The 26,259-nt window shown below is 70.3% G+C and carries 25 protein-coding genes; 10 read left to right on the forward strand and 15 right to left on the reverse strand.

Annotated features, from left to right (window positions below):
* Positions 1–121: 121 nt before the first annotated feature.
* Positions 122–616, forward strand: a complete 495-nt coding sequence (locus ACWGKJ_RS05875; RefSeq protein ID WP_328326171.1) for a DUF3145 domain-containing protein — start codon at positions 122–124, stop codon at positions 614–616.
* Positions 617–635: 19 nt separating this feature from the next.
* Positions 636–1,511, forward strand: coding sequence for an NAD(P)-dependent oxidoreductase (locus tag ACWGKJ_RS05880; RefSeq protein WP_385025621.1), 876 nt, complete (start codon positions 636–638; stop codon positions 1,509–1,511).
* A gap of 80 nt (positions 1,512–1,591) precedes the next feature.
* Here the strand turns inward: ACWGKJ_RS05880 and fabF are convergent, their stop codons facing one another.
* The 5 genes from fabF to ACWGKJ_RS05905 form a co-directional block, all read right to left on the reverse strand.
* Positions 1,592–2,854, reverse strand: a complete 1,263-nt coding sequence (gene fabF / locus ACWGKJ_RS05885; RefSeq protein WP_385025618.1) for a beta-ketoacyl-ACP synthase II — start codon at positions 2,852–2,854, stop codon at positions 1,592–1,594.
* Between the two features lie 75 nt (positions 2,855–2,929).
* On the reverse strand, positions 2,930–3,178 hold the full coding sequence (locus ACWGKJ_RS05890; RefSeq protein ID WP_385025615.1) for an acyl carrier protein: 249 nt from the start codon (positions 3,176–3,178) through the stop codon (positions 2,930–2,932).
* An 81-nt stretch (positions 3,179–3,259) separates the two neighbouring features.
* Complete coding sequence (locus ACWGKJ_RS05895) at positions 3,260–4,264, reverse strand: ketoacyl-ACP synthase III (RefSeq protein WP_385025613.1); 1,005 nt, start codon at positions 4,262–4,264, stop codon at positions 3,260–3,262.
* A 15-nt stretch (positions 4,265–4,279) separates the two neighbouring features.
* Complete coding sequence (locus ACWGKJ_RS05900; RefSeq protein WP_385025720.1) at positions 4,280–5,218, reverse strand: ACP S-malonyltransferase; 939 nt, start codon at positions 5,216–5,218, stop codon at positions 4,280–4,282.
* Positions 5,219–5,307: 89 nt separating this feature from the next.
* The gene (locus tag ACWGKJ_RS05905; protein WP_385025611.1) at positions 5,308–6,507 is read right to left on the reverse strand and encodes a PucR family transcriptional regulator; all 1,200 of its coding nucleotides are present in this window, start codon (positions 6,505–6,507) and stop codon (positions 5,308–5,310) included.
* 62 nt (positions 6,508–6,569) lie between these two features.
* Between ACWGKJ_RS05905 and ACWGKJ_RS05910 the strand changes: the two genes are divergently transcribed.
* Complete coding sequence (locus tag ACWGKJ_RS05910; protein WP_385025715.1) at positions 6,570–7,217, forward strand: pirin family protein; 648 nt, start codon at positions 6,570–6,572, stop codon at positions 7,215–7,217.
* Here the strand turns inward: ACWGKJ_RS05910 and ACWGKJ_RS05915 are convergent.
* Together ACWGKJ_RS05915 and ACWGKJ_RS05920 are read right to left on the reverse strand one after the other, a co-directional pair.
* Positions 7,214–7,480, reverse strand: coding sequence for a DUF397 domain-containing protein (locus ACWGKJ_RS05915; RefSeq protein ID WP_385025609.1), 267 nt, complete (start codon positions 7,478–7,480; stop codon positions 7,214–7,216). The two genes, ACWGKJ_RS05910 and ACWGKJ_RS05915, sit on opposite strands and share 4 nt — an antisense overlap.
* The gene (locus ACWGKJ_RS05920; RefSeq protein ID WP_385025605.1) at positions 7,464–8,288 is read right to left on the reverse strand and encodes a helix-turn-helix domain-containing protein; all 825 of its coding nucleotides are present in this window, start codon (positions 8,286–8,288) and stop codon (positions 7,464–7,466) included. The genes ACWGKJ_RS05915 and ACWGKJ_RS05920 overlap by 17 nt, the downstream gene beginning before the upstream one ends.
* Before the next feature lie 83 nt (positions 8,289–8,371).
* Here ACWGKJ_RS05920 and ACWGKJ_RS05925 point away from each other — a divergent pair, with 83 nt between their 5' ends.
* Positions 8,372–8,842, forward strand: coding sequence for an ATP-binding protein (locus ACWGKJ_RS05925; RefSeq protein WP_385025602.1), 471 nt, complete (start codon positions 8,372–8,374; stop codon positions 8,840–8,842).
* Positions 8,843–8,863: 21 nt separating this feature from the next.
* Here the strand turns inward: ACWGKJ_RS05925 and ACWGKJ_RS05930 are convergent, their stop codons facing one another.
* The 4 genes from ACWGKJ_RS05930 to ACWGKJ_RS05945 all read right to left on the reverse strand — a co-directional run bounded on the left by ACWGKJ_RS05930 (position 8,864) and on the right by ACWGKJ_RS05945 (position 14,614).
* The gene (locus ACWGKJ_RS05930; protein ID WP_385025599.1) at positions 8,864–12,790 is read right to left on the reverse strand and encodes an nSTAND1 domain-containing NTPase; all 3,927 of its coding nucleotides are present in this window, start codon (positions 12,788–12,790) and stop codon (positions 8,864–8,866) included.
* A 3-nt stretch (positions 12,791–12,793) separates the two neighbouring features.
* Complete coding sequence (locus tag ACWGKJ_RS05935) at positions 12,794–13,216, reverse strand: hypothetical protein (RefSeq protein WP_385025596.1); 423 nt, start codon at positions 13,214–13,216, stop codon at positions 12,794–12,796.
* Positions 13,217–13,315: 99 nt separating this feature from the next.
* Positions 13,316–14,131, reverse strand: coding sequence for a serine hydrolase domain-containing protein (locus tag ACWGKJ_RS05940; RefSeq protein WP_385025593.1), 816 nt, complete (start codon positions 14,129–14,131; stop codon positions 13,316–13,318).
* 15 nt (positions 14,132–14,146) lie between these two features.
* Complete coding sequence (locus ACWGKJ_RS05945; protein WP_385025590.1) at positions 14,147–14,614, reverse strand: GNAT family N-acetyltransferase; 468 nt, start codon at positions 14,612–14,614, stop codon at positions 14,147–14,149.
* Between the two features lie 130 nt (positions 14,615–14,744).
* Here ACWGKJ_RS05945 and ACWGKJ_RS05950 point away from each other — a divergent pair, with 130 nt between their 5' ends.
* Together ACWGKJ_RS05950 and ACWGKJ_RS05955 are read left to right on the forward strand one after the other, a co-directional pair.
* The gene (locus ACWGKJ_RS05950; protein ID WP_385025587.1) at positions 14,745–15,224 is read left to right on the forward strand and encodes a MerR family transcriptional regulator; all 480 of its coding nucleotides are present in this window, start codon (positions 14,745–14,747) and stop codon (positions 15,222–15,224) included.
* Positions 15,225–15,229: 5 nt separating this feature from the next.
* Positions 15,230–16,249: an aldo/keto reductase gene (locus ACWGKJ_RS05955; protein ID WP_385025584.1), complete on the forward strand. Its 1,020-nt coding sequence runs from the start codon at positions 15,230–15,232 to the stop codon at positions 16,247–16,249.
* Between the two features lie 110 nt (positions 16,250–16,359).
* On the opposite strand, the gene ACWGKJ_RS05960 is transcribed toward ACWGKJ_RS05955, so the two are convergent.
* The 3 genes from ACWGKJ_RS05960 to ACWGKJ_RS05970 form a co-directional block, all read right to left on the reverse strand.
* Positions 16,360–17,217 (reverse strand): DUF4429 domain-containing protein, encoded by an 858-nt coding sequence (locus ACWGKJ_RS05960; RefSeq protein ID WP_385025581.1) that lies wholly within the window; start codon positions 17,215–17,217, stop codon positions 16,360–16,362.
* A gap of 109 nt (positions 17,218–17,326) precedes the next feature.
* On the reverse strand, positions 17,327–18,514 hold the full coding sequence (locus ACWGKJ_RS05965) for an alpha/beta hydrolase (RefSeq protein ID WP_385025578.1): 1,188 nt from the start codon (positions 18,512–18,514) through the stop codon (positions 17,327–17,329).
* An 85-nt stretch (positions 18,515–18,599) separates the two neighbouring features.
* Complete coding sequence (locus tag ACWGKJ_RS05970; protein ID WP_385025712.1) at positions 18,600–19,274, reverse strand: TetR/AcrR family transcriptional regulator; 675 nt, start codon at positions 19,272–19,274, stop codon at positions 18,600–18,602.
* Positions 19,275–19,452: 178 nt separating this feature from the next.
* Between ACWGKJ_RS05970 and ACWGKJ_RS05975 the strand changes: the two genes are divergently transcribed.
* Together ACWGKJ_RS05975 and ACWGKJ_RS05980 are read left to right on the forward strand one after the other, a co-directional pair.
* The gene (locus tag ACWGKJ_RS05975; protein WP_385025575.1) at positions 19,453–21,051 is read left to right on the forward strand and encodes an MFS transporter; all 1,599 of its coding nucleotides are present in this window, start codon (positions 19,453–19,455) and stop codon (positions 21,049–21,051) included.
* A 295-nt stretch (positions 21,052–21,346) separates the two neighbouring features.
* Positions 21,347–21,730 carry a peptidase inhibitor family I36 protein gene (locus ACWGKJ_RS05980; protein ID WP_385025709.1) on the forward strand — a complete coding sequence of 128 codons (384 nt, stop codon included), beginning with the start codon at positions 21,347–21,349 and terminating at the stop codon, positions 21,728–21,730.
* Positions 21,731–21,821: 91 nt separating this feature from the next.
* On the opposite strand, the gene aceE is transcribed toward ACWGKJ_RS05980, so the two are convergent.
* A complete protein-coding gene (gene aceE / locus ACWGKJ_RS05985; RefSeq protein ID WP_385024026.1) occupies positions 21,822–24,569 on the reverse strand; it encodes a pyruvate dehydrogenase (acetyl-transferring), homodimeric type in 2,748 nt (915 codons plus the stop codon).
* Between the two features lie 477 nt (positions 24,570–25,046).
* Here aceE and ACWGKJ_RS05990 point away from each other — a divergent pair, with 477 nt between their 5' ends.
* A complete protein-coding gene (locus ACWGKJ_RS05990; RefSeq protein ID WP_385024028.1) occupies positions 25,047–25,487 on the forward strand; it encodes a DUF3052 domain-containing protein in 441 nt (146 codons plus the stop codon).
* A gap of 230 nt (positions 25,488–25,717) precedes the next feature.
* Positions 25,718–26,176 (forward strand): peroxiredoxin, encoded by a 459-nt coding sequence (locus ACWGKJ_RS05995; RefSeq protein ID WP_385024030.1) that lies wholly within the window; start codon positions 25,718–25,720, stop codon positions 26,174–26,176.
* Positions 26,177–26,259 lie beyond the last annotated feature (83 nt).

Consider the following 26,259-nt stretch of genomic DNA (forward strand, 5'->3'; position numbering starts at 1 on the left):
ACGTCACATACTGTCCCATTTCAGGAGATTAACTCCCGATGCTGTTTACTGTTGCACCCCGGGGCAGAACGGGCGAGAGGCCGCTGGGGAAGGCGAACCTCGACCCGCACTGGAGGTCCCGGTGACGACACGTGGAGTTCTGTACGTGCACTCCGCACCACGCGCGCTGTGCCCACACGTCGAATGGGCGGTGGCGGGCGTTCTCGGTGCGCGGGTGAATCTCGACTGGATCAGGCAGCCCGCCTCTCCGGGCACCTGGAGATCCGAGTTCTCCTGGAAGGGCGGGACCGGCACCGCGTCCCAGCTCGCCTCGGCGCTGCGTGGCTGGAATCTGCTGCGTTTCGAAGTGACGTCGGAGCCGTGCCCCTCGGCCGAGGGCGAGCGCTACAGCGCCACACCGGAGCTGGGCATCTTCCACGCCGTCACCGGAATCCACGGCGACATCCTGATCCCCGAGGACCGGCTGCGGGCCGCACTGGCCCGCTCACTGGGCGGCGAGAGCGACCTGGAGGCCGAGATCGCCCGGCTGCTCGGCAAGCCGTGGGACGACGAGCTGGAGCCTTTCAGGTACGCGGGCGAGGGAGCCCCGGTGCGCTGGCTGCACCAGGTCGTCTGATCCGCTTTACGATCGGCCCATGGCTGACAACACCTCAGTAGCTGTTCTCGGTACGGGCATCATGGGCGCCGCGATGGCCCGTAACCTCTGCCGCGCCGGGCTCGATGTCCGGGTCTGGAACCGGACCCGCTCCAAGGCCGAGCCGCTCGCCGCTGACGGTGCGCGTGTCACCGGCACGCCCGGCGAGGCCGTCGAGGGCGCGGACGTGATCCTCACGATGCTGTACGACGGAGCCGCCGCCCTCGAAGCGATGACCGCGGCCGGGCCCGTGCTGAAGTCCGGAGCTGTCTGGCTCCAGTCCACGACCGCGGGCACCGAAGGGCTGCTCCCGCTCGCCGCGTTCGCCAGGCAGCACGGGCTGGTCTTCGTGGACGCCCCCGTACTCGGCACCAAGGTCCCGGCGGAGAACGGTCAGCTCACCGTCCTCGCGGCCGGCCCCGGCTCCGTACGTGACGCTCTCGCACCCGTCCTGGACGCGGTCGGCTCCCGTACGGTCTGGGTCGGCGACGACGGCTCCACGGGCGCGGCAACCCGGCTGAAACTCGTCTGCAACAGCTGGGTCCTGTCCCTCACCCACGGCACGGCCGAAGCGCTCGCGCTGGCGGCCGGACTCGGCGTGGACCCGGCGGACTTCCTGGACGCGGTCGGCGGCGGCACGCTGGACTGCGGCTATCTGCACATCAAGGGGCAGGCGATCCTCACCGGGGACTACACCCCGAGCTTCTCGGTCACCACCGCGGCGAAGGACGCCCGGCTGATCGTCGAGGCGGGGCGCGCCGCGGGGGTGCGGATGGATGTGGCGGCCGCCGGCGGCGAGCGGTTCCGCCGGGCGCAGGCGCAGGGCCACGGCGACGACGACATGGCCGCCTCGTACTTCGCGAGCTTCGACGCCTGAGGCCGGTCACGCCCGCGGGCCCGCCCCTCCCGGACAGGGAGGGACGGGCCCGCGGGCGGTGCGGCCGTCGCCGGTCGTGGTCAGACCGAGCGGAACGCCAGCATCACGTTGTGACCGCCGAAACCGAACGAGTTGTTGACCGCGGAGATCGGCCCCTGCGGCAGCGTCCGCGGCTTGTCCCGCACGATGTCCGCGTCGACCTCCTCGTCGAGGTCCACGATGTTGATGGTCGGCGGAGCCGTGCGGTGGTGCAGCGCCAGCACCGTGGCGACGGTCTCGATACCACCGGCGCCGCCCAGCAGATGCCCGGTCATCGACTTCGTCGCGGAGATGGCGACATGGTCGAGGTCGTCGCCCAGCACCTGGCGGAGCGCCTTCATCTCGGCGACGTCGCCCTGCGGAGTCGAGGTGGCGTGCGCGTTGACGTGCACGACCTCGGCGGGGTTGAGATCGGTGGTCTCCAGCATGTGCCGCAGCGCCGCCGCGATACCGCGGCCGGTCGGCTCCGGCTGCGCGATGTGGTGGGCATCCGACGACAGGCCCTGGCCCACGAGTTCGCAGTAGACCCGGGCTCCGCGCGCGGCGGCGTGCTCGGCCGACTCCAGGACGACGATGCCGGCGCCCTCGCCGAGTACGAAGCCGTCACGGCCCTTGTCGTACGGGCGGGAGGCGCCCTCGGGGTCCTCGTTGTTCTTGGACATCGCCATCATGTTGGCGAAGGCCGCGATGGGCAGCGGGTGGATCGTCGCCTCGGTGCCACCGGCGACGACGACGTCGGCACGGCCCATGCGGATCATCTCGGCCGCGTAGCCGACCGCCTCGGCGCCGGACGCACAGGCGCTGACCAGCGCGTGGACGCCCGCCTGCGCGCCGAGTTCGAGACCGACGTTGGCGGACGGGCCGTTCGGCATGAGCATGGGGACGGTGTGCGGGGAGACACGGCGTACGCCCTTCTCCTTGAGTACGTCGTACTGGTCGAGCAGGGTGGTGATACCGCCGATGCCGGAGGCGACGACCGCGCCGAGCCGCTCGGGGTGTACGGCGTCGTCCTCACCGGCCTTCGCGGTGAAGCCCGCGTCGGACCAGGCCTCACGGGCCGCGATCACCGCGAACTGGGCCGAGCGGTCAAGCTTGCGGGCGAGAGGACGGGCCAGGACCTCGCTCGGGTCGACAGCCGCCGGGGCGGCGATGCGGACCGGAAGCTCGGCGAAGCGCTCCTCGGTGAGCGGCTTGACACCGGAACGGCCTGCGAGCAGACCGTCCCAGGTCGATGCGCTGTCGCCACCCAGCGGTGTGGTTGCGCCGATACCGGTGACGACCACGGTGCGATTGGTCGGGCTCACTGGAATTTCTTCTCCACGTGTAGAGGGATCTGAATCACGGCGCCACCGCCGGGTGGCGTCAGCCGCGGGCCTGGGTCAGGCCTGGTGCTTCGAGATGTAATCGGCAGCGTCGCCGACGGTCTTGAGGTTCTTGACGTCGTCGTCGGGGATCTTGACGTCGAAGCGCTCTTCGGCGGCGACGACGACCTCGACCATGGACAGCGAGTCGACGTCCAGGTCGTCGGTGAAGGACTTGTCCAGCTGGACGTCCTCGACCGGGATGCCTGCGATCTCGTTGACGATCTCGGCGAGACCCTCGACGATCTCTTCCTGCGTGGCGGCCATGTTGGCGCTCCTTCGATGTGTAGCGGTGTGTGTCGGGGACTGCTCGGGGTGTTCGAACGAACCGGATTACTCCGGAATGCCCTAGGGGAGGGTAACGACAGTCGCGGCGTAGACGAGACCCGCCCCGAAGCCGATGACCAGCGCGGTGTCGCCGCTCTTCGCCTGACCGGTCGCCAGGAGCCGCTCCATCGCGAGCGGAATCGAGGCGGCGGAGGTGTTGCCGGTGTTCTCGACGTCACGGGCGACCGTGACATGGTCCGGCAGCTTGAGGGTCTTCACCATCGAGTCGATGATCCGCATATTGGCCTGGTGCGGGATGAAGACGTCCAGGTCGGCCGCGGCGATACCGGCGGCGTCCAGCGCCTGCTGGGCGACCTTCGCCATCTCGAACACGGCCCAGCGGAAGACCGCCTGGCCCTCCTGCGTGATCGCCGGGAACTTCTCGCGGCCCTTGCCGTCGCGGTAGTCCGACCACGGCACGGTCTGCTTGATGGTCCCGGCCTTGTCGCCCTCCGAGCCCCACACCGTAGGGCCTATGTGCGGCTCCTGGGAGGGGCCGACCACGACCGCGCCCGCGCCGTCGCCGAAGAGGAAGGCCGTCGCACGGTCCTCCAGGTCGGTGAGGTCGCTGAGCCGCTCGACGCCGATGACGAGCACGTACTCGGCGGAACCCTCGACGACCATGCCCTTGGCGAGCGTCAGCCCGTAGCCGAAGCCGGCGCAGCCCGCCGAGATGTCGAAGGCCGGCGCCTTCTCGGTGCCGAGCTTGTGGGCGATCTCGGTGGCGATGGCCGGGGTCTGCGCGAAGTGCGAGACCGTCGACACGATCACGCCGCCGATCCGGTCGGCGGAGATCCCGGCGTCCGCGATGGCCTTGCCGGATGCCTCGATGGACATCGCGGCCACGGTCTCCTCGTCGGACGCCCAGTGGCGGGTCGCGATGCCGGAGCGGGAGCGGATCCACTCGTCGGACGAGTCGATCGTCTCCAGGATCACCTCGTTGGGCACGACCCGGGTCGGGCGGTAGCCGCCGACCCCCATGATCCGCGCGTACGGGGCGCCCTGGCTGGGCTTGATCTTCGCCATGCTCTCTCGGGCTCCTTAGGCCCCCGCCGCGTCAGCGGCAGGTGATTGGGTCTCGGCGATGAGGGCGCGAGCCGCGTCGAGGTCGTCGGGCGTCTTCAGTGCCAGCGTCCGCACGCCGGGCATGGCGCGCTTGGCGATGCCCACCAGCGTGCCACCGGGGCAGACCTCGATGAGCGCGGTGGCGCCCAGCTTCTGAGCGGTCTCCATGCACAGATCCCAGCGGACCGGGTTCGAGACCTGGCTGACCAGCCGGGCGACGACGTCGGGGCCGGTCGCGACCGCCTCGCCGTCGGCGTTCGAGAGGTACGGGACCGTCGGGTCGGCGACGACCAGGTCCTGCGCGGCCCTGCCGAGTCCGGCGACCGCCGGCGCCATGTGGTGGGTGTGGAAGGCACCCGCCACCTTGAGCGGCATGACCCTGCGCACCCCCTCCGGCTTGTCGTCGACGAGCGCGGCGATCTGCTCGGCGGTGCCCGCGGCGACGATCTGGCCGGCGCCGTTCACGTTCGCCGGGGTCAGCCCGAGCTTCTCCAGGTGCGGCAGCACGGTCTCCGGGTCGCCGCCGAGCAGCGCGGCCATCCCGGTCTCGGTGACAGCTGCGGCCTCGGCCATGGCCAGTCCACGGGTCCGTACGAAACCGAGGGCCGCCGCTTCGTCGAGGACGCCCGCGAACACCGCGGCCGGGATCTCGCCGACGCTGTGTCCCGCGACGGCACCGGGCACGAAGTCACCCAGCGCGGAAGCGGACAGCAGACTGGCCGCGACCAGCAGCGGCTGGGCCACCGCGGTGTCGCGGATCGCGTCCGCGTCGGCCTCCGTGCCGTAGTGGGCGAGGTCGAGCCCGATGGCGTCCGACCACGCGGCGATACGGTCGGCGGCACCGGGGAGTTCGAGCCAGGGGGTCAGGAAGCCGGGCGTCTGAGCGCCTTGGCCGGGAGCGACGAGTACGAGCACCCTCACACTCTCTCTTGTGGACGGCCCCTGACGCCCGTGGGGACAGGGACGAAGAACCGCCGGGGGAATTGTTGGTGTCCGACAAAAGTCTAGAGGTGCGTATCCCCGTCGGCCAGGCGCCCCAGGATCAGGGCGATGCGCAGAGTGAACGCGGAGCGCACGTCGGAGGGTGACCAGCCGGTGACGTCGGTCACACGTCGCAGCCGGTAGCGGACGGTGTTGGGGTGCACGAAGAGCATCCGGGCCGCGCCCTCCAGGCTGCTCGCCTGCTCCAGATAGACACTCAGCGTTTCCAGGAGGGCCGAACCCGCCTCCTCCAGAGGTCTGTAGATCTCCTCCACCAGCTGCTCGCGCGCCGAGGGGTCGGACGCGATGGCGCGCTCCGGCAGCAGATCATCGGCGAGCACCGGGCGCGGCGCGTCCTGCCAGGCGTAACCGGCCTTGAGCCCGGCCGCCGCCGCCTGCGCGGAACGGGTGGCCGCCAGCAGGTCGGGCACGATCGGCCCGGCGACCACCGGACCCGCCGCGTACGGGCCGATGAGGGCCTTGGCGACCTGGAGCGGGTTGTCGTTGCCGCCCGCGATGACGACGAGCCGGTTGCCGAGCACCCCGGTCAGCACCTGGACCTTCGCGTGGCGCGCGGCGCGCCGGATCGCCTCGACGGTCAGTTCGCTGTCGCCCTCGGGCGCGGTGCCGAGGATCACACAGACATGGTCGGGCGAGTTCCAGCCGAGCGCGGCGGCCCGGGACACCGCGCCCTCGTCGGCCTCGCCCGACAGCACCGCGTTGACCACCAGCGATTCGAGCCGGGCGTCCCACGCCCCGCGCGCCTCGGCGGCCTGCGCGTACACCTGGGCGGTCGCGAAGGCGATCTCCCGGGCGTAGACGAGCAGCGCCTCGCGGAGGATCGACTCGTCGCCGGGGGCCGCGACTTCCTCGATCGCGGTCTCCATGACCTCGATGGTGGTACGCACCATCTCGACCGTCTGCCGCAGCGTGATGGCCCGGGTCAGCTCGCGCGGAGCGGTGCCGAAGACATCGGTGGAGATCGCCTGCGGGGCCTCGGGGTGCCGGAACCACTCGGTGAACGCCGCGATCCCGGCCTGCGCGACCAGACCGATCCAGGATCGGTTCTCCGGTGGCATGGCCCGGTACCACGGCAGCGTCTCGTCCATCCGGGCGATGGCGTTCGCCGAGAGCCGGCCGGAGGACTGCTCAAGACGCTTCAGAGTCGCGGCGTGCGGATGTTCGGGAGGGGGTCCGGGCTGCGCGGAATCGGGTCGGGGCACGTGGACAAGACTGCCTTATCCGGACCCGGGCATGGCGTGGCGGGGCTACGGTGGTCGGCGTGATGGATGTACGGCGCTCCGGCGAGCGCTACCGCGGAGGCGACGCCGCGGCCGGTATCGACTCCCGCCACGCCTTCTCGTTCGGCACCTTCTACGACCCGGACAACCTGCGCTTCGGACCGGTCCTGGCCTGCAACGAGGAGCGGCTCGCGCCCGGCGCGGGCTTCGACGAACACCCCCACAGCCATACCGAGATCATCACCTGGGTGGTCGAGGGCGAACTCACCCACCGCGACTCGACGGGCGCCGCCACGGTCGTACGCGCCGGAGACGTCCAGCACCTCTCGTCGGCCGGCGGGGTACGCCACGCGGAACGCAACGAGGGCCCGGACCCGCTGGTCTTCGTCCAGATGTGGCTGTCACCCCTGGAGCCGGGCGGCGACCCGTCGTACGCCATCGTCCGCGGCATCGCGGACGCCACCCCGTACGCGGTCCCGGCTTCGGGTGCGCTGCTCTCGGTCCGCAGGCCGTCCCCCGGCGAGCGCGTTGCGGTGCCGGACGCGCCCGGGGTGTACCTGCACGTCGTACGGGGCGAAGTGCGGCTGGGGGAGACGGGGTTGGGGCCGGGGGACTCGGTGCGGATCACGGGGCCCGAGGGCCTGGAACTGGTGGCGGCGACGGCCGCCGAGGTGCTGGTCTGGGAGTTCTAGCGGACCCCGTCAACGAAGGTCTGCCAGGCTGCGGCGTGCACGAACAGGGTCGGACCTGCGGGGTTCTTGCTGTCTCGGACCGGCACGGTGCCGCGGAGGCCGGCGGCCACCTCGACGCACTCGCCGCCGGTGTTGCCGCTGTACGTCGACTTACGCCAGGTCGCACCGCCGGTCACTGTGCACTCGACGCAGTCGCCGCCGTTGGTGCCGCTGTGCGAAGACTTCCGCCAGCACGCTCCGGTCAGGTCATCCCTGGTCTCCATATCGTTCCTCCATCACCCGAGCGATCAGTACCGCCGAGTCCTCGGGGGAGAGGGCGGTCGCTTGCAAGCGAGCGTAACCGACCGAACGCTCTTTGATCACTTGCGGATTGGCCGTCATATGGCCCTGATCGTAGCTTTCCACGTAGAACAGGTCAGGGTCGTTGTCGAACCGGAGGAGGTTGAACGACCCCATCAAACCGGTGTGTTGGCCGACTGAGAACGGGAGGACCTGGATCTGCACCCACGGATCGTGACGGAAGTCCAACAACCGGGCCAGTTGCCTGCGCATGACGTCCCGCCCGCCGACTTCCTGAAGCAACACGGCCTCGCTCAGGATGACCCAGAGAGCGGGCGCATGCTCGCCCTCCAGGATTCTCTGACGCTCCAGCCGGGCGGCCACCATCTCGTCGGCCTTGCTCGGATGGTCGACACGGAGCAGCGCCCGCGCGTACTCCTCCGTCTGGAGAAGCCCGTACACCAACTGCGTCTGGTACGTGGAGATGTAGGCCGCACGCGCCTCCATGTCGGCATACGGCTGGAACCAGGTCGGCAGCTGGCTGCGCAGGACCAGGCCGACCAGGCGGGAGAACACGCCGTCCGTGCCGAGTGCCGCGTCCACGCGTTCGGCGAAGTCGCGGGTCGGGATCTTCTTCGTGGTCTCGATCTGGCCGATCAGGGAGCCCGTGCAGAAGATGATGTCGCCGAGCTGCCCCTGTTTCAGGCCGGCGGCCTCTCTCTGCCGGCGCAGTTCCCAGCCGAAGTAGTCCAGCGGCGAGGCACTGGGGTCGAGCGAGTGGATGTTGGCCACGTGGGCACCTCCGGCCTGCAACGCCGCCCGGCGTTCGGTTCAGTACGTAGCCGAGCGTAACCGTCGCATTGCACCCTGGTGACATGAATGACGTAACTGCTTCCCCGGCGGACCACGCGGAGCCGACCTACCGCGCCGCCTTCGCGGTGAGTGAGCACTCGGCGCTCCATCTGCGGCGCATCCTGCGCATGTACCTCACCGGCTGGGGTCTTCTCGACGTGGCCGACGTGGCCGAGCTGGCGCTCACCGAGCTGATCGCGAATGTCGTACGGCATGTCCCGGGGCGCCTCTGCCAGACGTGCATCCTCTGGCTCCCGGGCCGTGGCGTGCGGATCGAGGTCGCGGACGGGTGCCCGCACCTGCCCAGCGCGGCTGTGGGGGATGAACTCGACGAGGGCGGGCGGGGGCTGGTCCTGGTCGATGCCCTCACCGACAGCTGGGGCGTGGAGCCGCGCCATGACGGGTGCGGCAAGACGGTGTGGTTCGAGTGCCTGACCGCGAAGGCGGCGGATGTACCGGAGCCGGGGGAGGCCGGGGTGACAGCGGTCCGTTGAGTTCTCCGGGTGGGAGGAGCCTCAGGCGGCGCAGGGCGGGTGGTAGGGCAGTGAGCCGCCGACGTAGCGCCGCCATTGCCTGGCGGTGAGGATGTTCCTGGTGTCGGCGCAGATCCGGTGGGTGATGGTGTCCGTATCCAGTCCCCACAGCCGGACCGACTCGTCCAGGCTGCCGGTGGCCAGGGTCCGGCCGTCCGGGCTGAACGCCGCTGACCAGACACCGCTGTTGTGCCCGGTCAGCGGCTCGCCCAGGGATGTGGAACGGTCCGGATCGGACACGTTCCACAGGCGCACCGTCCCGTCGAAGCCTCCGGATGCCAGCATCTTGCCGTCAGGGCTGTACGCGACCGTCCGCACGGCGCTCGTGTGCCCTTCCAGGGGGCGGCCCCGGGGCTTGGGGCGGGCCGGATCCGATACGTTCCACAGGCGGACGGTGAAGTCGTAGGTGCCGATGGCCAGGGTGTGTCCGTCCGGGCTGAACGCCAGCGAGGCCGCCTGGGATCCGAGGGTCAGAGGGCGGCCCAGAGGTGCGGGAAGGGCGGGGTGGGAGACATCCCACAGCCGGACTGTCCTGTCGTTGCTTCCCGATGCGAGTGCTCTGCCGTCCGGACTGAACGCGACGGACCAGATCTGACCGGTGTGGCCTTTCAGAGGCTCGCCGAGGGGCGCGGGCCGGGAGGGGCTGGTCACGTCCCACAGACGCACCGTGCTGTCGTCACTTCCCGAGGCGAGGGTCCGGTTGTCCGGGCTGAAGGCGAGAGTTCCGACATTGCCGGTGTGGCCTTTCAGCGGTTCGCCGAGGAGTTGGGGCTCGGCAGCTGTCGAGACATCCCACAACTGCACCCCTCCCTTGATGTCTCCGGCGGCCAGTGTGCGCCCGTCGGGGCTGAGCGCCAGCGACATGACGGAACGGATGTGGCCCTTCAGCGGCTTCCCCAGGGACTTGGGCCTGGATCCGGCCGATACCCTCCACAGCCGCACCGATCCGTCTCCGCCCCCGCCCGTGGCAAGGAGGCGTCCCTGCGAGCTGAACGCCACCGAGCTGACAGTAGCGGTGGCGCCGGTGAGGCGGGTGGAGGGGAGATTCCACAGCCGGACCGTCCTGTCGTAGCTGCCGGTTGCCAGGGTGTGCCCGTCCGGACTGAACGCCACCGAGGCCACGATGCCGGTGTGGCCGGCCAGGGCCCGGCCGATGAGGATGTGCCTGTCGGGATTGGACACGTTCCACAGCCGCACGGTCGAAGCCCCGTTTCCCACCGCCAGGGTGCGGCCGTCCGGGCTGAACGCCACCTGGGTGATGACGTTCTTGTCGCTGTACAGGGGGCTCCCGCGGAGCCGGGGCTTTGCGGGAGCCGACACGTCCCACAGGCGCACCGTGCTCTGACCGCCGCCCCCGGTGGCGAGGGTGTGCCCGTCGGGGCTGAAGGCGACGGAGGTCACGGTGCTGGTGTAGCCCTTCAACGGGCTGCCCAGGGGCACGGGACGGGCGGGACGGGAGACGTCCCACAGCCGGACCGTCCTGTCGGCGCTCCCCGAGGCGAGTGTCCTGCTGTCGGGGCTGAAAGCCAGAGAGGAGACATTGCCGGAGAGGCCCCCCAACGGGGAACCCAGGGGTTCGGGCCGTGAGGGGGCGGAGATGTCCCACAGTTGCACCGTGCCGTCACCTCCGCCGATGCTCAGCAGATGGCCGTCCGGGCTGAACGCCACCGACGAAACGCCCCTGGTGTTTCCCCGGAGAGGCTCACCGAGCAGGGTGGGACGCGCGGGGTCCGACACATTCCACAGCCGTACGAAGGAGTCGGTGGATCCGGCTGCCAGGGTGTGCCCGTCCGGGCTGAACACCACGTCGTTGACGGCGCCGGTGGTGGCGCCCTTCAGAGGGCGCCCCAGGAGTCGGGGCCGGGTCGGGTCCGCCACGTTCCACAGCCGGACGGTCGAATCCCAGCTCGCGCTGGCGAGCGTCTTCCCGTCCGGACTGTACGCCACCGTGCTGACACTGCCCTTGTGACCGAGGAGGGGAGTGGACAGCGGATCGTCCCCCGTGTCGACGAGCCGTGTGTAGGTCTCGTCGCCGGGCCTCATACGGTGGGCGACGAGCAGCAGTTGGGCCGACAGGGACGCGTCCTTCGTGTGCAACTGGTCCGCCTCGGAGACCACTCTGTTGTAGACGGCGAGGTCGCGCTGGTGCAACGCCTCGCCCTGTTGCTGGAAGGCGAATACCGCGGCGCCGGAGGTAGCCAGCACGAGCACCGCCAGCACGGCGACAAGTGCGGTACGGAGGCGGGTCGTCCGGCGCCTTGCCCTGGTGCAGGCCGCGAGGAAGGCCTGTGCCGTGCCACTCAGAACTCCGGGGGAGGACGCTGCCCAGACGCGTGCGACCTCCAGTCGGCTGCCGCGGTAGAGCAGGGACGCGTCCCGGTGATCGTGGTCCCAGGTGAGCGCGCTCTCCTCCAGGCTCTGGCGGGTCAGCCGGTCCGCACGGTCGGTCTCGATCCAGTCCCGCAGCCGTGGCCAGCTGTGCAGCAGGGCCTCGTGGGTGATCTCCACGATGTCCTGCTGCTGGGTCAGCAGCCGTGTCCGGGTGAACGCGTCCACGACCGGCCCCGCTTGAGCGCCGTAACTCGCCAACTCGCCCTGTGACAGCCGCCTCCGGACGTCCTCGGTCCCGTCTCCGACCTTGACCATTCGGAGGAAGAGCGACTGCGCCACCAGCTGCCCGGCCGCGTCCAGACGGGAGTACACGTCTTCGGCGGTCGTCGCGACAGCGTGCTGGATACCACCGGTGGCCTGGTAGCCGCGCACGGTGAGGGTGGAGCCGTGGCGCTGCTGCCAGCTGCCCCGTAACGCGTGAGCCAGCAGGGGCAGCCGCCCGGCCTCGTAGCCGACGGCTCTCTCCCCGTCCGCCCCGGCCGAAGCACCCAGGTCCCGCAGCAGCAACTCGACAAGCCCGGTCTCGATATCGAGGCCCACACTGCGGGCCGGATACAGGATCGCTTCGCGCAACTCCACGTCCGACATGGCCCCGACCACCAACGGGGCATCCTGTAGCGCGGTACGCAAGACCGGGAAGTCGACACAGGCCGCGTAGAAGTCCGCCCTGATGCCCAGCAGGACCAGCCCAGCCTGGCTCGGCACCGAGCCTGCCGCCGGGTCCGCCGCGGTGCCCGCCTCCGGACCTGCCTGCCCGTCACCGCCCGCGATGCGCCCGAGCAGGTCGACGAAGAGGTGCCGCTGCCGGTCGTCACCGCACAACGTGAAGAGTTCCTCGAACTGGTCCACCACCAGGAGCACCCGCGCCTCCCGGTCCCCGTCGCCGACACGGCGGCGCAGACCTTCGGACAGTACGGAGACGCACTGGCGCGGGTCGGCGGTCAGCGTCCTGGCCAGCGCGTCAGGGCGAGTGCCCGCCAGCGAGGCGAGTTGAGCGGCGAGGGCCCCCACCGGGTCGGCGGTCGGGGTGAACACCAGCTTCGGCCATCGGTCGGAGCCCGGTAGGGCGCCCTGATCGAGCCTCGGCAGCAGACCGGCGCGCAGCAGTGAGGACTTGCCCGCCCCGGACGGCGCCACGACCGTCTGCGCCCCACCGGTACGCCGGCGCTGATCCAGACGGGCCGTCAGCTCTGCGATCAGCCCGGCCCGTCCGAAGAACCACCGGGCCTGTTCCGACCCGAACTCGGCAAGCCCCGGATAGGGACACTCGGGCGCCGGCCCGCCCGCCGCGACATCGCGCTGCCCGTGTACACCGTCGGCGTAATGGAAGTGCTGGTCCCGGGCGGCCTGGTTGATGGTGGCGTGCCCGGAGGCATCGGCCCGGAGGTGGACCTCTTCACCTGGGGCACGCGAGGCGCCCGGGGCACGCGAGGTACCTGAGGTGCGCGAGGCACCCGAGACCCCTGAGGCACCCGAAGGGCCGGGATCAGGCGCCTCCGGGTCCCGGCCGGGACTCACAGCTCACGCCTCCGTGATGTGCTGGTCCCGCCCCGCCTGGTACACCCGGGCATGGCCCGACGCCCGTGCCGACATCGTGGTCGAGGTGGTCTGCGTGGTCGCGGCCAGCGCGGGCTCCAGCTCGTCGGCCAGCAACCGGCGCAGTTCGACGGCTACTTCGGGATGGGAGAGCAGCAGGCTGCGCAGCCGCCCCTGCCATGCGCCGACCACATCCCGCTCGGCCTCGCCGTCCCCCGTGCGCCGGGCGGCGAGCACCTGCGAGCGGGACTCCTCCAGTTCGGCGCTCACGGTGTCCGCCCGCTCCGGATGCAACCGCCGCCACAGCCCGGTCACGGCGGCCTGTGCCCGCTCCCACCCCTCTGTCGCCAGTAACTGCACCACGGTCGTGGCCGCCGTGGAAGTAAGTGCCGTCAGCTCCGGATCCACCCCGTACCCCCCAGTACTCGCACGTCGCCTCTCCTGCCTACCGGTAGGGACGGCCCGTGCGCCAGCCCCAGGAGTGGTCGGATGCTGTGCGGATCGCTGTCAGGACCGGAGTTCCGCCAGCACCGCATCCGTGAACGGCGGCCAGGCGTCGACCGCCCACGGCCCGAAGTCCCGGTCGGTCAGCACCGCACAGGCGGCCCCCGCCTCCGGGTCGACCCAGAGGAACGTACCCGACTGGCCGAAGTGGCCGAAGGTGCACGGGGACGACGAACTGCCCGTCCAGTGCGGGGACTTGGTGTTACGGATCTCGAAGCCGAGGCCCCAGTCGTTCGGGTTCTGGAGACCGTAGCCGGGCAGCACACCCTTGAGGCCCGGGTGGACCACCGACGTGGCGTCGGCGACCGTACGCGGGTCGAGCAGCCGGGGCGCCTGGAGCTCGGCGGCGAACCTGGCCAGATCGTCGGCGGTGGACACACCGTCCTTTGCGGGCGAGCCCTCAAGGGATGTGGCCGTCATCCCGAGCGGTTCGAGCACCCCTTCGCGGAGGTACTCGGCGAAGGGGATGCCGGTGGCCGCGGCGATGTGGTCGCCGAGCGCCTCGAACCCCGCGTTGGAGTAGATCCGGCGCTCACCGGGGGCCGCCATCACCCGGTCCTCGTCGAAGGCGAGCCCGCTGGTGTGGGCGAGCAGATGGCGGACCGTGGCCCCGGGCGGACCCGCGGGCTCGTCCAGCTCGACCGCCCCCTCCTCGTACGCCATGAGCGCGGCGTACGCGGCGAGCGGCTTGGTGACCGAGGCGAGCGGGAAACGCCGCCCGGTCGGGCCGACCGTACCGGCGACGGTGCCGTCCGCTCGTACGACGGCCGCGGCCACCGCGGGTACCGGCCAGTTCTCGGTCATCGCCAGGCTCTTCATGAGGGACGAGCCTAACTACAGCGTCAGACGCATCGCGGGATCGGGGGTCCTGACGAACCCGAGCGAGGTGTAGAGCGGCTCGCCGTCCGCCGACGCGCGCAGGTCGACCCTGGGCACACCGCGCTCCCGGAACCAGCCGAGCAGCGCCTCCATACAGGCGCGCGAGTACCCCCGGCGGCGCATGTCAGGATCGGTCGCGACGCTGAAGACGTAACCGCTCGCGCCGTGCGGGTTCCCGGGCCCGCCGAGCCGGTACTCGACCGTGCCGACCACGCAGGCGGCGAGGCCGCCGTCCGGCCGGTCGACGACGAACGCGGTGAGATCCGCCGCGGGGTCACCGAGCTTCCCGCGGAGCGTTTCGACGGCGGCGGGCTGCCAGCTGATGTCCGGGTGCGGTGCGCCGGACAGGGAGTCCTGCATCAGCTTGCGCAGGCGTACGAGTTCGACGGCGTCATCGGGGTGCGCGCGGCGTGCGGTGCTCATGGTGCGCGAGGCTACGGGAGCCGCCGCCGAAGTTCTGCCCCTATTCGCTTGCCTGGAGTGCACTCGAAGGATCTAGCGTTGGGGTTGTCGCGAGGACGAAGGAGCGAGGACGAAGGAGCTGGGGGAGCGCATGACTGTGACCGAGACCGAGACCGACACGGGGCCGGCGCCGGAGACCGTGCACCCCTGTGCGACCGCGCCCGCGTCCACGGCGGACAGGCTCCCGGACGGGCGGGACCAGTACACGATCAGCCAGGTCGTCGCGTTCACCGGTCTCACCGCGCACACCCTGCGCTGGTACGAGAGGATCGGGCTGATGCCGCATGTCGACCGGTCGCACACCGGCCAGCGCCGCTTCTCCAACCGCGACCTGGACTGGCTGGCCTTCGTCGGCAAACTGCGGCTGACCGGGATGCCGGTCGCCAAGATGGTCCGTTACGCCGAACTCGTACGCCAGGGCGTGGACACCTTCGAAGAGCGTCAGGAGCTGCTGCAGGAGACCCGCAGGGATGTGCGGCTGCGCATCGCGGAGCTCCAGGACACGCTCTCCGTACTCGACTTCAAGATCGACTATTACGCGGACGCCCGGCGGGCGTCGGAGAGGTACTGAACCTGATGAGCATCGAGAAGATCGACAGGGTGCGGCTGGGCCAGGACGGGCCCGAGGTCGGTGTACAGGGCTTCGGCGCCATGGGCATCAGCGAGTTCTACGGGGACACCGACGAGGCGGCGGCCAGGGACACCCTGGAGGCCACCGTCGAGGCCGGTGTCACGCTGATCGACACCGCGGACATCTACGGGCAGGGCGCCAACGAGACGTTCCTCGCGCCGTTCGTCGCCGCACACCGCGACGAGATCACGCTGGCCACCAAGTTCTCCATCGAGCGGCGCGCCGACGACCCGCACTACCGGGGCGTGCGCAACGACGCCCCGTACATCAGGCAGGCCGTCGAGGCGAGCCTGCGCCGGCTGGATGTCGACGTCATCGACCTCTACTACATGCACCGCCGCAACCCGGACGTGCCGCTGGCCGAGTCCATCGGCGCGATGGGCGAGCTGGTCGCCGCGGGCAAGGTCAAGTACCTGGGGCTGAGCGAGGTGACCGGCGCCGAGCTGCGCGAGGCGCACGCGGTGCACCCGATCACCGCCGTGCAGTCCGAGTGGTCGCTGTTCAGCCGGGACGTGGAGCGGAGCCTGATCGGCGCGGCAGCCGAACTCGGCGTGGGCATCGTGCCGTACTCGCCGCTCGGCCGGGGCTTCCTCACCGGCTCCTTCGCGGACGCCTCCAAGGAGCTCGCGAGCGGCGACTTCCGGCAGTTCCAGCCCCGCTTCACCGGGGACAACGCCAAGGCGAACGCGGCGCTCCTGGAGCCGGTGCACAAGATCGCGGCAGCGCACGGTGCGACGGCGGCGCAGGTGGCCCTCGCCTGGGTGCAGCAGCGGGCCGAGGTGCACGGGCTGTCGGCGGTCGTGCCGATCCCCGGCACCCGCAAGCGCACCCGGCTCCTGGAGAACACCGGCGCCACCCGGCTGCGGCTGACGGCCGATGAGCTGGCGCAGCTCGAACCGATCGCGGCCGAGGTCAAGGGCGACCGCTACCCGGACATGTCGTCGACGTCGGCGGCGCGCGAGTAGCCGTACCGGCCACCGGCCACGGAGCCGGACACCTGACGACGGAGTCCGGATACCCGGCTACGGAGGGGGCCCGCACCGCGCGGGCCCCCTCCGCCGTCCACGGGACCGGGCTACAGCTCCGCCAGCAGCTCGGCCTTCTTCGCGCTGAACTCGTCGTCCGTCACCAGCCCGGAGGAGTGCAGCTCGCCCAGGTGCCGTATCCGCTCGGCGATGTCCGCGGGGTCGCGCCGGCCGGTGGCGATGGCCGGCACCGGGACCGGCACCGTCCTGGAGTGGCGGGCCGCCCCGAGGACTGCGGCGGCGAAGGGCAGCGACTCGTGGACCGGCCCGTAACCGAGCCCGAAGACGACCGCTGCCGGATCCTGGTCGGCCTGCGCCGTGTCCGGGCCGCCCTGCCGCAGCACCCGCAGATACCCGTCGTACACCTCGGGGGAGCGCCAGTCGACCCCGGTCAGCTCGTCCACCGGGAAGCTCTGGTCGCCGCTCTTCCACTTGGCCGACGACGCGCCCGTCCAGGACCATCTGAACGAGACCCGTGAGCCGTCGAAGGACGCCTTGCCGTCGTACGCCTTGAAGTGGAGCGGTGCCTCCGGCGCCGCTACCAGGAACCGCTCGGCGGGCTCCGCCGCCTCCGGCACGAGCCGGGCCGCCAGTTCCTCCGCGTAGTACTCCGCGAGCGTCCGCTGCGCGGCCGGAAGGACCAGCCGGTACGGATCGCACCCCTCCTTCAGCTGCCCCGAAGCGGCCTCCATCAGCGGGTCGGCGCCCGCGCGGGGCGCCGCACGGAGCACCACCGTCCCCCGTCTGCCCTCGGTCACCGTCACCGACCCCAGCGCCTCGTGGGGGATACGCCTCTCGCGCAGCGCCTGGAAGAGCTTCGGCGTGCGAATCCCCCGTTCGAAGCGGATGAGCACGGAGTCGGTCGCGAACTCCCAGGTGGCTTGAATTCCCGCCAGTACATCACCCATGTGCCACATCGTAGGCGGCGTGCGCCTGCGCGTCGCCCCTCTGCGGCGGACCTGATGTGCGGGCATCTACGCGCGTGAACCTCACCGGCCACCGCAAAATCAGCTGTGGTCAGCCGTGACAGGCGGTCCCGCCGTGCGCACAGGTCACCGAAGCGAACTCGCCGGTGCCGACCGCCGCGAAGTTGTGCAGACTCTCCGTACCCGGCGTGAAATAGCCGGTATGACCCTGCGCCGAGCCCGCCGACACGACCCGGGCGCCGAACTGCGGTGACACCGGATCGGCGCCGTGACCGAGGCCGCCGACATCCAGATGCGGGACGTCCTGGATCCAGTCGTCGCTGTCCCGCATCGCCCACACCCGGGCGTCGGTGCCCAGTTGCGCGGCGTTCTCGACACGCATCCCCGGGCTGCCCGCGACCGCGATGTCGCTGACCCGGGACGGAAGGTTACGGGCGGCCACCCCGCAGAGCACCGAGCCGTAGCTGTGGCAGAAGAGCGCCACGGGCGCCCGGCCCGGCAGCGCGTCGACGAGCGCGTGCAGCCGGAGCGACCCCTCGGCGGCGAGTCTGCCGATCGCCGCGTCGACACCGATACCGACGGGCGACGTGTAGTCGGCCCAGGCGATGACGGCGGTGCGCGACCCGGGGTCCGCGGCGCGCTCGGCGCCGTACAGCGACGTCGCCATGCCGACCGGCGCGGTGTAGTAGGCGTTCTGGGACTTCTGGAAGGTCAGCAGATTGGTGTCGACACCGGGCACCACGATGGAGATGTGCCGGGCCCGCTGCAGATCGCCCATCACCTCGGCGACGCGGCCGGTGCCGGTCGGGTCGAAGGCGAGGATCTGCCGGCCGGGCTGCGCCAGCGCGTTGTAGCGGTCGTACGTCTGGAGCGCGTCCAGCTGGCCGACCTTGTTCAGCGTCGGGTCGGTCAGCCGCTTGTGCTCCTGCGCGGCGGCCTCCTTCAGCGCCTGCCGGTTGGCCTCGTAGCGCAGGCTCACCGGGGCGCCGTTGAGATTGCCGACCACCAGCGGGTAGCGGTCGGCGAGCCGGGTCCGGTCGCCCGCGGTGAGCGAAGCGAAGAAACGTGCCAGCCGATGCGGCGACGCGTTGGCCGACGGGAGGTGGTGATCCGCGATGGAGCCCTTGCCCCAGGCGGCCAGCGCGGCTTGGCGTGGTCCGGCGGTTCTCTGGTGGTGCACGGCAGTCCAGCCGGTCGTGGCCAGCATGACGAACACCACCGCGAGCGCGAGCAGGGTGCGCCAGACGGTGAGCGTGGGGGAGGAGTCGAAGGAAGTCACTGCCCGCCACCCTAGGAGACGGGGAAGGGTGCTTACGAAGTCAGTGAGGCACATCACGTTTCGCGGCGGGAATGTATCCGAATGACTACAGTCTCTGTGCGTCTGTCGTACGCCAGTTCTCCGCCAGTGCGGGACCGATCTGGTCGAGATGGGCCAGGGCGACGGCCCGCATGGCCGCGATGCTCAGATCCTCGCCCTTGCCCCAGATCCGGCCGGTGGCCCGCATGACACCGTCGAACGCCGCGACGGCCACCCGGGGCCGCGGATCGGTGTCCACGTCGAGCCCCTCGCGGGCGGCGATCAGCTGGGCGATGCGGTCCTCCAGCTGGGCCGAGCGGCGCAGATGAATCGCGAGCAGGGCCGGTGACGACTCGATGACCTGACAGACCCGCAGATACAGATCGACGGGGACCAGGTCCTCGATGGTCAGGCTGATGCTGTCCCAGGAGGCGAGCACCGCGTTGCGCATGGCCTCGAACGGGCTCTCCTGCGGGGGGCGGGCCTCCAGCGCCGTGAAGAAGCGGGACTCCACCAGGTCGTGCACGGCGAAGGCGGCCTCCTCCTTGCTGGCGAAGTACCGGAAGAAGGTGCGCTGGGAGACCTCGACGGCGTCGGCGATCTCGTCGACGGTGGTCTGCTCGTACCCCTTCGTCGTGAAGAGTTCGAGCGCGACGCGCAGCAGGGCCTCGCGGGTGCGCTGTTTCTTGCGCTCCCGCAGTCCGGTCGGCGCGCCCGGCGTCGACGGCTCCGTCTGCTCCATCGTCACGTTCTGGTCCTCTTCCGGTGGGGGAAAGTGGGGTTGGGGGTACGGCGCGCGGTCCCGAACTGCTTCCCGTTTCGGGCGCTTTGTCCATTCAGATTACCTGTGAGCTACGTGACAGCTACCGACTTGTGAATTGGTTTGTCAACTGTCAGCGGCTGACACTAATCTGATTCTTATGACTAGTCAGACCACTGTCGACCCGGCGCCGCAGGAAGTCTCGGCACCACCGGCCAAGGGGCTCCGCGGCCACCCTTGGCTGACACTCTTCTCCGTGGCCATCGGCGTGATGATGGTCGCGCTCGACGGCACGATCGTCGCGATCGCCAACCCGGCCATCCAGAAGGACCTCGGGGCCAGCTTCGCCCAGATCCAGTGGATCACCAACGGGTACTTCCTCGCCCTCGCGGTGGCGCTGATCACCGCGGGCAAGCTCGGTGACCGCTTCGGCCACCGTCAGACGTTCCTCATCGGCGTAATCGGCTTCGCCGCCGCCTCCGGCGCCATCGGCTTCTCCAACAGCGTCGGCCTGGTCGTGACCTTCCGCGTCCTCCAGGGCCTGTTCGGCGCGCTGCTGATGCCCGCGGCGCTCGGACTGCTGCGCGCCACCTTCCCCGCCGAGAAGCTCAACATGGCCATCGGCCTCTGGGGCATGGTCATCGGCGCCTCCACCGCCGGCGGCCCGATCATCGGCGGCCTGCTCGTCCAGCACGTCAGCTGGCAGTCGGTCTTCTTCATCAACGTGCCGGTCGGTGTGATCGCGCTCGTCGTGGGCGCGGTCATCCTCAAGGACCACCGCGCCGAGAACGCCCCGAAGTCCTTCGACATCCTGGGCATCCTGCTGCTCTCGGCGGCCATGTTCTGTCTGGTCTGGGCGCTCATCAAGGCCCCCGCCTGGGGCTGGGGCGACGGCAAGGTCTGGATGTTCCTGGCCGTCTCGGTGGTCTGCTTCGCGGCCTTCGCGTTCTGGGAGACGAAGGTCAGGGAGCCGCTCATCCCGATGGCGCTCTTCCGCTCGGTGCCGCTCTCCGCGGGCGTGGTGCTGATGGTGCTCATGGCCATCGCCTTCATGGGCGGCCTCTTCTTCGTCACCTTCTACCTGCAGAACGTGCACGGCATGAGCCCGGTCGACGCCGGACTCCATCTGCTGCCGCTCACCGGCATGATGATCGTCGCCTCCCCGCTCGCGGGCGCGGTGATCACCAAGCTCGGCCCGCGTATCCCGCTGGCCGGCGGCATGCTCTGCACCGCGGTCGCGATGTACGGCATGTCCACGCTGGAGACCGACACCGGCAGCGTCAGCATGTCGATCTGGTTCGCACTGCTCGGCCTCGGGCTCGCCCCCGTCATGGTCGGCGCGACCGAGGTCATCGTCGGCAACGCCCCGATGGAGCTCTCCGGCGTCGCGGGCGGTCTCCAGCAGGCCGCCATGCAGATCGGCGGCAGCCTCGGTACGGCGGTGCTCGGCGCGGTCATGGCCTCCAAGGTCGACAGCGCCCTCCCGGGCAACTGGACGGACGCCAAGCTTCCCCCGTTCGGGCCCGGTCAGCTGGACCAGGCGTCGCAGGCCGTCCAGGTCGGTATGGCCCCGGTACCGCCGCAGGCGCCGGCCGGACTCGCCGCGAAGATCACCGATGTCGCGCACGACACCTTCATGTCCGGCATGGGCCTGGCCTGCCTGGTCGCCGCCGGCGTGGCGGTCGTGGCCATCTTCGTGGCCCTGCTCACCAAGCGCGGTGACAACCCGGAGGCCGCCGCGGGTGCTGCTCACATCTGAGCGCTCCCGCGTCAACTCCGCGCATCCGACAGCCCCGCCGGACCCTTCCGGCGGGGCTGTCGCCTATCAGGGTGATCCGGGCGGTGCGCCCTTCCGGTGGTACGCGGTCACGGGTCAGGCTGCGGTCCGGAAGATCCGTACGTACGACGCACCACGGGGGACCACCATGAACACCACGCCCAGCACGCCGGACGCCACGCCGAGCACCGGGCCGGACGCCACGCTGAACACCGCGCTGAGCACCGCGCCGGACCGCACAAGGGGTCGTACGCCCGCCGCCGGTGTCCGCAGGGCGCTGCTCCGTACCACCGTCACGGCCGGGCTCGTCACGGCCACCGCGCTCGCCGCGCCCCAGGTACTCGCCCCGCGGACCGCGCTGGCCGCGTCCCAGCCGCGGATGGGGGAGTGCGCGACCGGTGAGCTCTGCCTCTGGGAGAAGGGCGGCTTCAAGGGCGCCCGGCGGACGTACGACCTCTCCGGCACCGGCATCGAGAGCTGCACGCCGCTCCCCGCGGGGACGACCGCCCAGTCCGTCGCCAACCGCACCGGGCGCCCGGTCACCACGTACCAGTCCGCCGAGTGCGCCGAGACCGGCGAGTTCGAGACCTACCCGGGCGGCGGCACCTGGCTGCCGCATTCGCCGTACCAGGTGCGGGCGTTCAAGATCTGGGAGAACTGAGCCCGCGGGCCCGCGAGGGAGGAGCGAGCACACGTGAGGGCGGCGGGACCACGCGGGTCCCGCCGCCCTCACGTCGCGTGCTGGACGGTGGCTACGCGTCGCCGCCCGCAGCGCCCGGGTCGGCCGACGCCACATCGAGCAGCTGGTAGCGGTCGATGGCCTGCTTCAGGGCCGAGCGGTCCACCTTGCCCTGCTTGGCCAGCTCGGTCAGGACCGTGACCACGATCGACTGGGCGTCGATGTGGAAGAAGCGGCGCGCCGCACCCCGGGTGTCCGCGAAGCCGAAGCCGTCGGCGCCCAGTGACTGGTACGGGCCCGGGACCCAGCGCGCGATCTGGTCCGGCACCGAACGCATCCAGTCCGACACGGCCACGAACGGGCCGTCCGAGCCGGCGAGCTTCCGCGTGACGTAGGGGACGAGCTGCTCCTCCTCGGGGTGGAGCAGATTGTGCCGCTCCACCTCCACGGCCTCGCGGCGCAGTTCGTTCCAGGAGGTCGCGGACCAGACGTCCGCCTTCACGTCCCACTCGTCGGCGAGGATCTGCTGGGCCTCGACCGCCCACGGGACGGCCACACCGGACGCCATGATCTGGGCCGGGATGCTGCCCCGCTCGGCGGGCCTGACGCGGTGGATGCCCTGGAGGATGCCCTCGACGTCGACACCGTCGGGCTCCGCCGGGTGCTGGATCGGCTCGTTGTAGACGGTGAGGTAGTAGAAGACGTCCTCGCCGGCCCTGCCGTCGGCCGTCTCGCCGTACATCCGGCGCAGACCGTCCTGGACGATGTACGCGATCTCGTAGCCGTACGCCGGGTCGTAGGCCACACACGCCGGGTTGGTCGAGGCGAGCAGCTGCGAGTGGCCGTCGGCGTGCTGGAGCCCCTCACCCGTCAGCGTGGTCCGCCCGGCGGTCGCGCCGAGCACGAAGCCGCGCGCCAGCTGGTCGCCCATCTGCCAGAACTGGTCACCGGTGCGCTGGAACCCGAACATCGAGTAGAAGACATAGACCGGGATCAGCGGCTCGCCGTGCGTGGCGTAGGCCGAACCGGCCGCGATCAGCGACGCCGTACAGCCGGCCTCGGAGATCCCGTCGTGCAGCATCTGCCCGGTCGGTGACTCCTTGTACGCGAGCAGCAGTTCGCGGTCGACCGACTCGTACTGCTGACCGAGCGGGTTGTAGATCTTCGCACTCGGGAAGAACGCGTCCATGCCGAAGGTGCGGTACTCGTCGGGGGCGATCAGCACGAAGCGCTTGCCGATCTCCTTGTCCCGCATGAGGTCCTTCAGGACCCGGACGAACGCCATGGTGGTGGCGATCGACTGGTGGCCCGAGCCCTTCTTCGCGACGGCGTACGCCTTGTCGTCCGGCAGCGGCAGCGGCTTGGCGCGCACCACCCTGGTCGGTACGTAACCGCCGCAGGACTTGCGGTGGTCGTGCATGTACTGGATCTCTTCGGAGTCCCGGCCCGGGTGGTAGTAGGGCGGGTTGCCGTCCTCCAGCTCCTTGTCCGCGATCGGCAGGTGCAGCCGGTCCCGGAAGCGCTTGAGGTCGTCGGCGGTGAGCTTCTTCATCTGGTGGGTCGCGTTGCGGCCCTCGAAGTTCGGGCCCAGCGTCCAGCCCTTGATGGTCTGGGCGAGGATCACCGTCGGCTGGCCCTTGTGCTCCTTGGCCGCCGTGTAGGCCGCGAAGACCTTCCGGTGGTCGTGGCCGCCGCGCCCGAGGTGCAGGATCTGCTCGTCGGACATGTCATCGACCATCTTGCGCAGCCGCTGGTCGCTGCCGAAGAAGTGCTCGCGGATATAGGCGCCGCTCTCGGTGGCGTACGTCTGGAACTGGCCGTCCGGCGTGGTGTTCATCTTGTTGACCAGGGTGCCGTCGCGGTCCTGGGCCAGCAGCGGGTCCCAGCTCCGGTCCCAGACCAGCTTGATGACGTTCCAGCCGGCGCCGCGGAACTGCGACTCCAGCTCCTGGATGATCTTGCCGTTGCCGCGTACCGGGCCGTCGAGGCGCTGGAGGTTGCAGTTGACGACGAAGGTCAGGTTGTCCAGGCCCTCACGGGCGGCGAGGGAGAGCTGGCCGAGCGACTCGGGCTCGTCCATCTCGCCGTCGCCGAGGTAGGCCCAGACGTGCGACTGGGAGGTGTCCGCGATCCCGCGCGCCTCCATGTAGCGGTTCATCCGCGCCTGGTAGATCGCGCCGAGCGGGCCGAGGCCCATCGACACGGTCGGAAACTCCCAGAAGTCCGGCATCAGCCGCGGGTGCGGGTAGCTGGGCAGCCCGTAGGGCGCCTTCGACTTCTCCTGGCGGAACCCGTCGAGCTGCTGCTCGGTGAGGCGGTCGAGCAGGAAGGCGCGGGCGTAGATACCGGGGGACGCGTGCCCCTGGAAGAACACCTGGTCGCCGCCGAGACCGTCGTCCTTGCCGCGGAAGAAGTGGTTGAAGCCCACGTCGTAGAGCGAGGCGGACGAGGCGAAAGTGGCGATGTGACCGCCCACCCCGATGCCCGGGCGCTGGGCCCGCGAGACCATGACGGCCGCGTTCCAGCGGGTGGCGTTCAGGACCTTGCGCTCGATCTCCTCGTTGCCGGGGAAGAACGGCTCGTCCTTGGTGGCGATCGTGTTCACGTAGTCCGTGCTGCGCATCTCGGGCACGGCCACGCGCTTCGCGCGGGCGCGCTCGATGAGGCGGAGCATCAGATAACGCGCACGCTCACGGCCGCGTTCGTCGACGGCGGCGTCGAGGGAGTCGAGCCATTCCTGGGTCTCTTCGGGATCGAAGTCCGGGACCTGGCTCGGCAGGCCGCCAATAATGATCGGGGTGCGATCGGATCCGGAAACCACGCTGTTCCTTCGCTGTTCGGTCCTGCCGTATCGGGACGTACGCCGCCACCATGGTGTACCGCCCGGACGCTGACGTCATCTCTACCGAGGGGTAACCGCAGGAGAGGCGGGCGGCGGACCGGAGGGCGACCGGGGTGACCGCCGCCCGGCGGGACGGCTCGTCCGGAGGCCGCTGCCGGCTCCGGCGAAATCGCAACCTTACGCCCGACCCGCTCAGACATTCCCAAAGGGATCCGGGGCACAATTGAAGTATCCGAAGCCGCGGAACCCCGCAAATACGGATGAACAGTGTGGGATGAATCACCAGAGCCCGTCAGAAGCTGTCTGAGGTTGGGATGAGGTGCCAGGAAACGTCACCGTTTCGGCTGTCTCGACCGCTGGGTACTTGCGCGATCCGTCCCGCCCGTGTGGACTACGGCCAACGCCCCGCGCACGCGCGTGGCTGGTGCATTTCCAAAAACGATCAGGAGGCAAACCGTGAGCGCGACCGCGGACCACGCGGAGGAGCGGACCAATCAGGCGGCACGCCTGGGGTTCGAGCCCGGACAAGTGGTCCAGGAGATCGGCTATGACGACGACGTCGAGCAGGAACTCCGTGAGGGTATTGAGAGTGTCATCGGCCAGGAACTCGTCGACGAGGACTACGACGACGTGGCTGACGCCGTCGTGTTGTGGTTCCGCGACGAGGACGGCGACCTTACGGACGCGCTGGTGGACGCCATCGGTCTGGTCGACGACGGCGGCGCGGTCTGGCTGCTGACCCCCAAGACCGGCCGTGACGGTTACGTCGAGCCGAGCGACATCAACGAGGCGTCCCAGACAGCCGGTCTGGCCCAGACCAAGAGCATCAACGCCGGCAAGGACTGGACGGGAAGCCGTCTGATCACCCCGAAGGTGGCAAGGTCCGGCAAGCGCTGAGTCGCCACAAGCCCCGAGAAGCCCCCGTCGGCCGTCCTGCCTGCGGGGGCTTCCCCCTGTCCGGGGAAGGAGCGGACCGAAGGGGGGCTTCTCTCCTCTCCCGGACACCGTTCGGTCCGCTCTCCCGGACACCGTTCCGTCCGCCCGGGACCGGCCGCCCCCGGGGGCCCGGGGCGCGAGGCCATAGGGTGGGTGTCAGTCGAATGGCCCCACCGAAGGGAAGCGTTTTCATGGCGATCGAGGTCGGCACCGAGGCCCCGGATTTCGAGCTGAAGGACAACCACGGCCGGACCGTCCGCCTCTCGGACTTCCGCGGCGAGAAGAACGTGGTGCTGCTCTTCTACCCCTTCGCCTTCACCGGCGTGTGCACCGGCGAGCTCTGCGCTCTCCGTGACGAGCTGCCGACGTTCGTCAACGACGACGTACAGCTGCTCGCCGTCTCCAACGACTCCATCCACACGCTGCGTGTCTTCGCCGAGCAGGAGGGCCTTGAGTACCCGCTGCTCTCGGACTTCTGGCCGCACGGCGCGGCCTCGCGGGCGTACGGCGTCTTCGACGAGGAGAAGGGGTGCGCGGTGCGCGGGACCTTCATCATCGACAAGGAGGGCGTCGTCCGCTGGACCGTCGTCAACGGTCTGCCCGACGCTCGTGACCTGAACGAGTACGCCAAGGCGCTCGACACCCTCTGACCCGGCCGGGCAAGAGCCTGCCGTGTCCGGGAACCCGTCACTAGGATCGGTTCGTTGATCCGGTGCCACGTAAAAACGGGGGC

Source organism: Streptomyces sp. NPDC054757 (assembly GCF_053612185.1).

Excerpts from the sequence above, each read along its gene's own strand:
- ACWGKJ_RS05880 (WP_385025621.1), top strand. The coding sequence starts at position 636 with ATGGCTGACAACACCTCAGTAGCTGTTCTCGGTACGGGCATCATGGGC.
- ACWGKJ_RS05890 (WP_385025615.1), bottom strand. The coding sequence starts at position 3,178 with ATGGCCGCCACGCAGGAAGAGATCGTCGAGGGTCTCGCCGAGATCGTC.
- ACWGKJ_RS05895 (WP_385025613.1), bottom strand. The coding sequence starts at position 4,264 with ATGGCGAAGATCAAGCCCAGCCAGGGCGCCCCGTACGCGCGGATCATG.
- ACWGKJ_RS05910 (WP_385025715.1), top strand. The coding sequence starts at position 6,570 with ATGGATGTACGGCGCTCCGGCGAGCGCTACCGCGGAGGCGACGCCGCG.
- ACWGKJ_RS05915 (WP_385025609.1), bottom strand. The coding sequence starts at position 7,480 with ATGGAGACCAGGGATGACCTGACCGGAGCGTGCTGGCGGAAGTCTTCG.
- ACWGKJ_RS05925 (WP_385025602.1), top strand. The coding sequence starts at position 8,372 with ATGAATGACGTAACTGCTTCCCCGGCGGACCACGCGGAGCCGACCTAC.
- ACWGKJ_RS05940 (WP_385025593.1), bottom strand. The coding sequence starts at position 14,131 with ATGAAGAGCCTGGCGATGACCGAGAACTGGCCGGTACCCGCGGTGGCC.
- ACWGKJ_RS05945 (WP_385025590.1), bottom strand. The coding sequence starts at position 14,614 with ATGAGCACCGCACGCCGCGCGCACCCCGATGACGCCGTCGAACTCGTA.
- ACWGKJ_RS05950 (WP_385025587.1), top strand. The coding sequence starts at position 14,745 with ATGACTGTGACCGAGACCGAGACCGACACGGGGCCGGCGCCGGAGACC.
- ACWGKJ_RS05955 (WP_385025584.1), top strand. The coding sequence starts at position 15,230 with ATGAGCATCGAGAAGATCGACAGGGTGCGGCTGGGCCAGGACGGGCCC.
- ACWGKJ_RS05960 (WP_385025581.1), bottom strand. The coding sequence starts at position 17,217 with ATGGGTGATGTACTGGCGGGAATTCAAGCCACCTGGGAGTTCGCGACC.
- ACWGKJ_RS05970 (WP_385025712.1), bottom strand. The coding sequence starts at position 19,274 with ATGGAGCAGACGGAGCCGTCGACGCCGGGCGCGCCGACCGGACTGCGG.
- ACWGKJ_RS05975 (WP_385025575.1), top strand. The coding sequence starts at position 19,453 with ATGACTAGTCAGACCACTGTCGACCCGGCGCCGCAGGAAGTCTCGGCA.
- ACWGKJ_RS05995 (WP_385024030.1), top strand. The coding sequence starts at position 25,718 with ATGGCGATCGAGGTCGGCACCGAGGCCCCGGATTTCGAGCTGAAGGAC.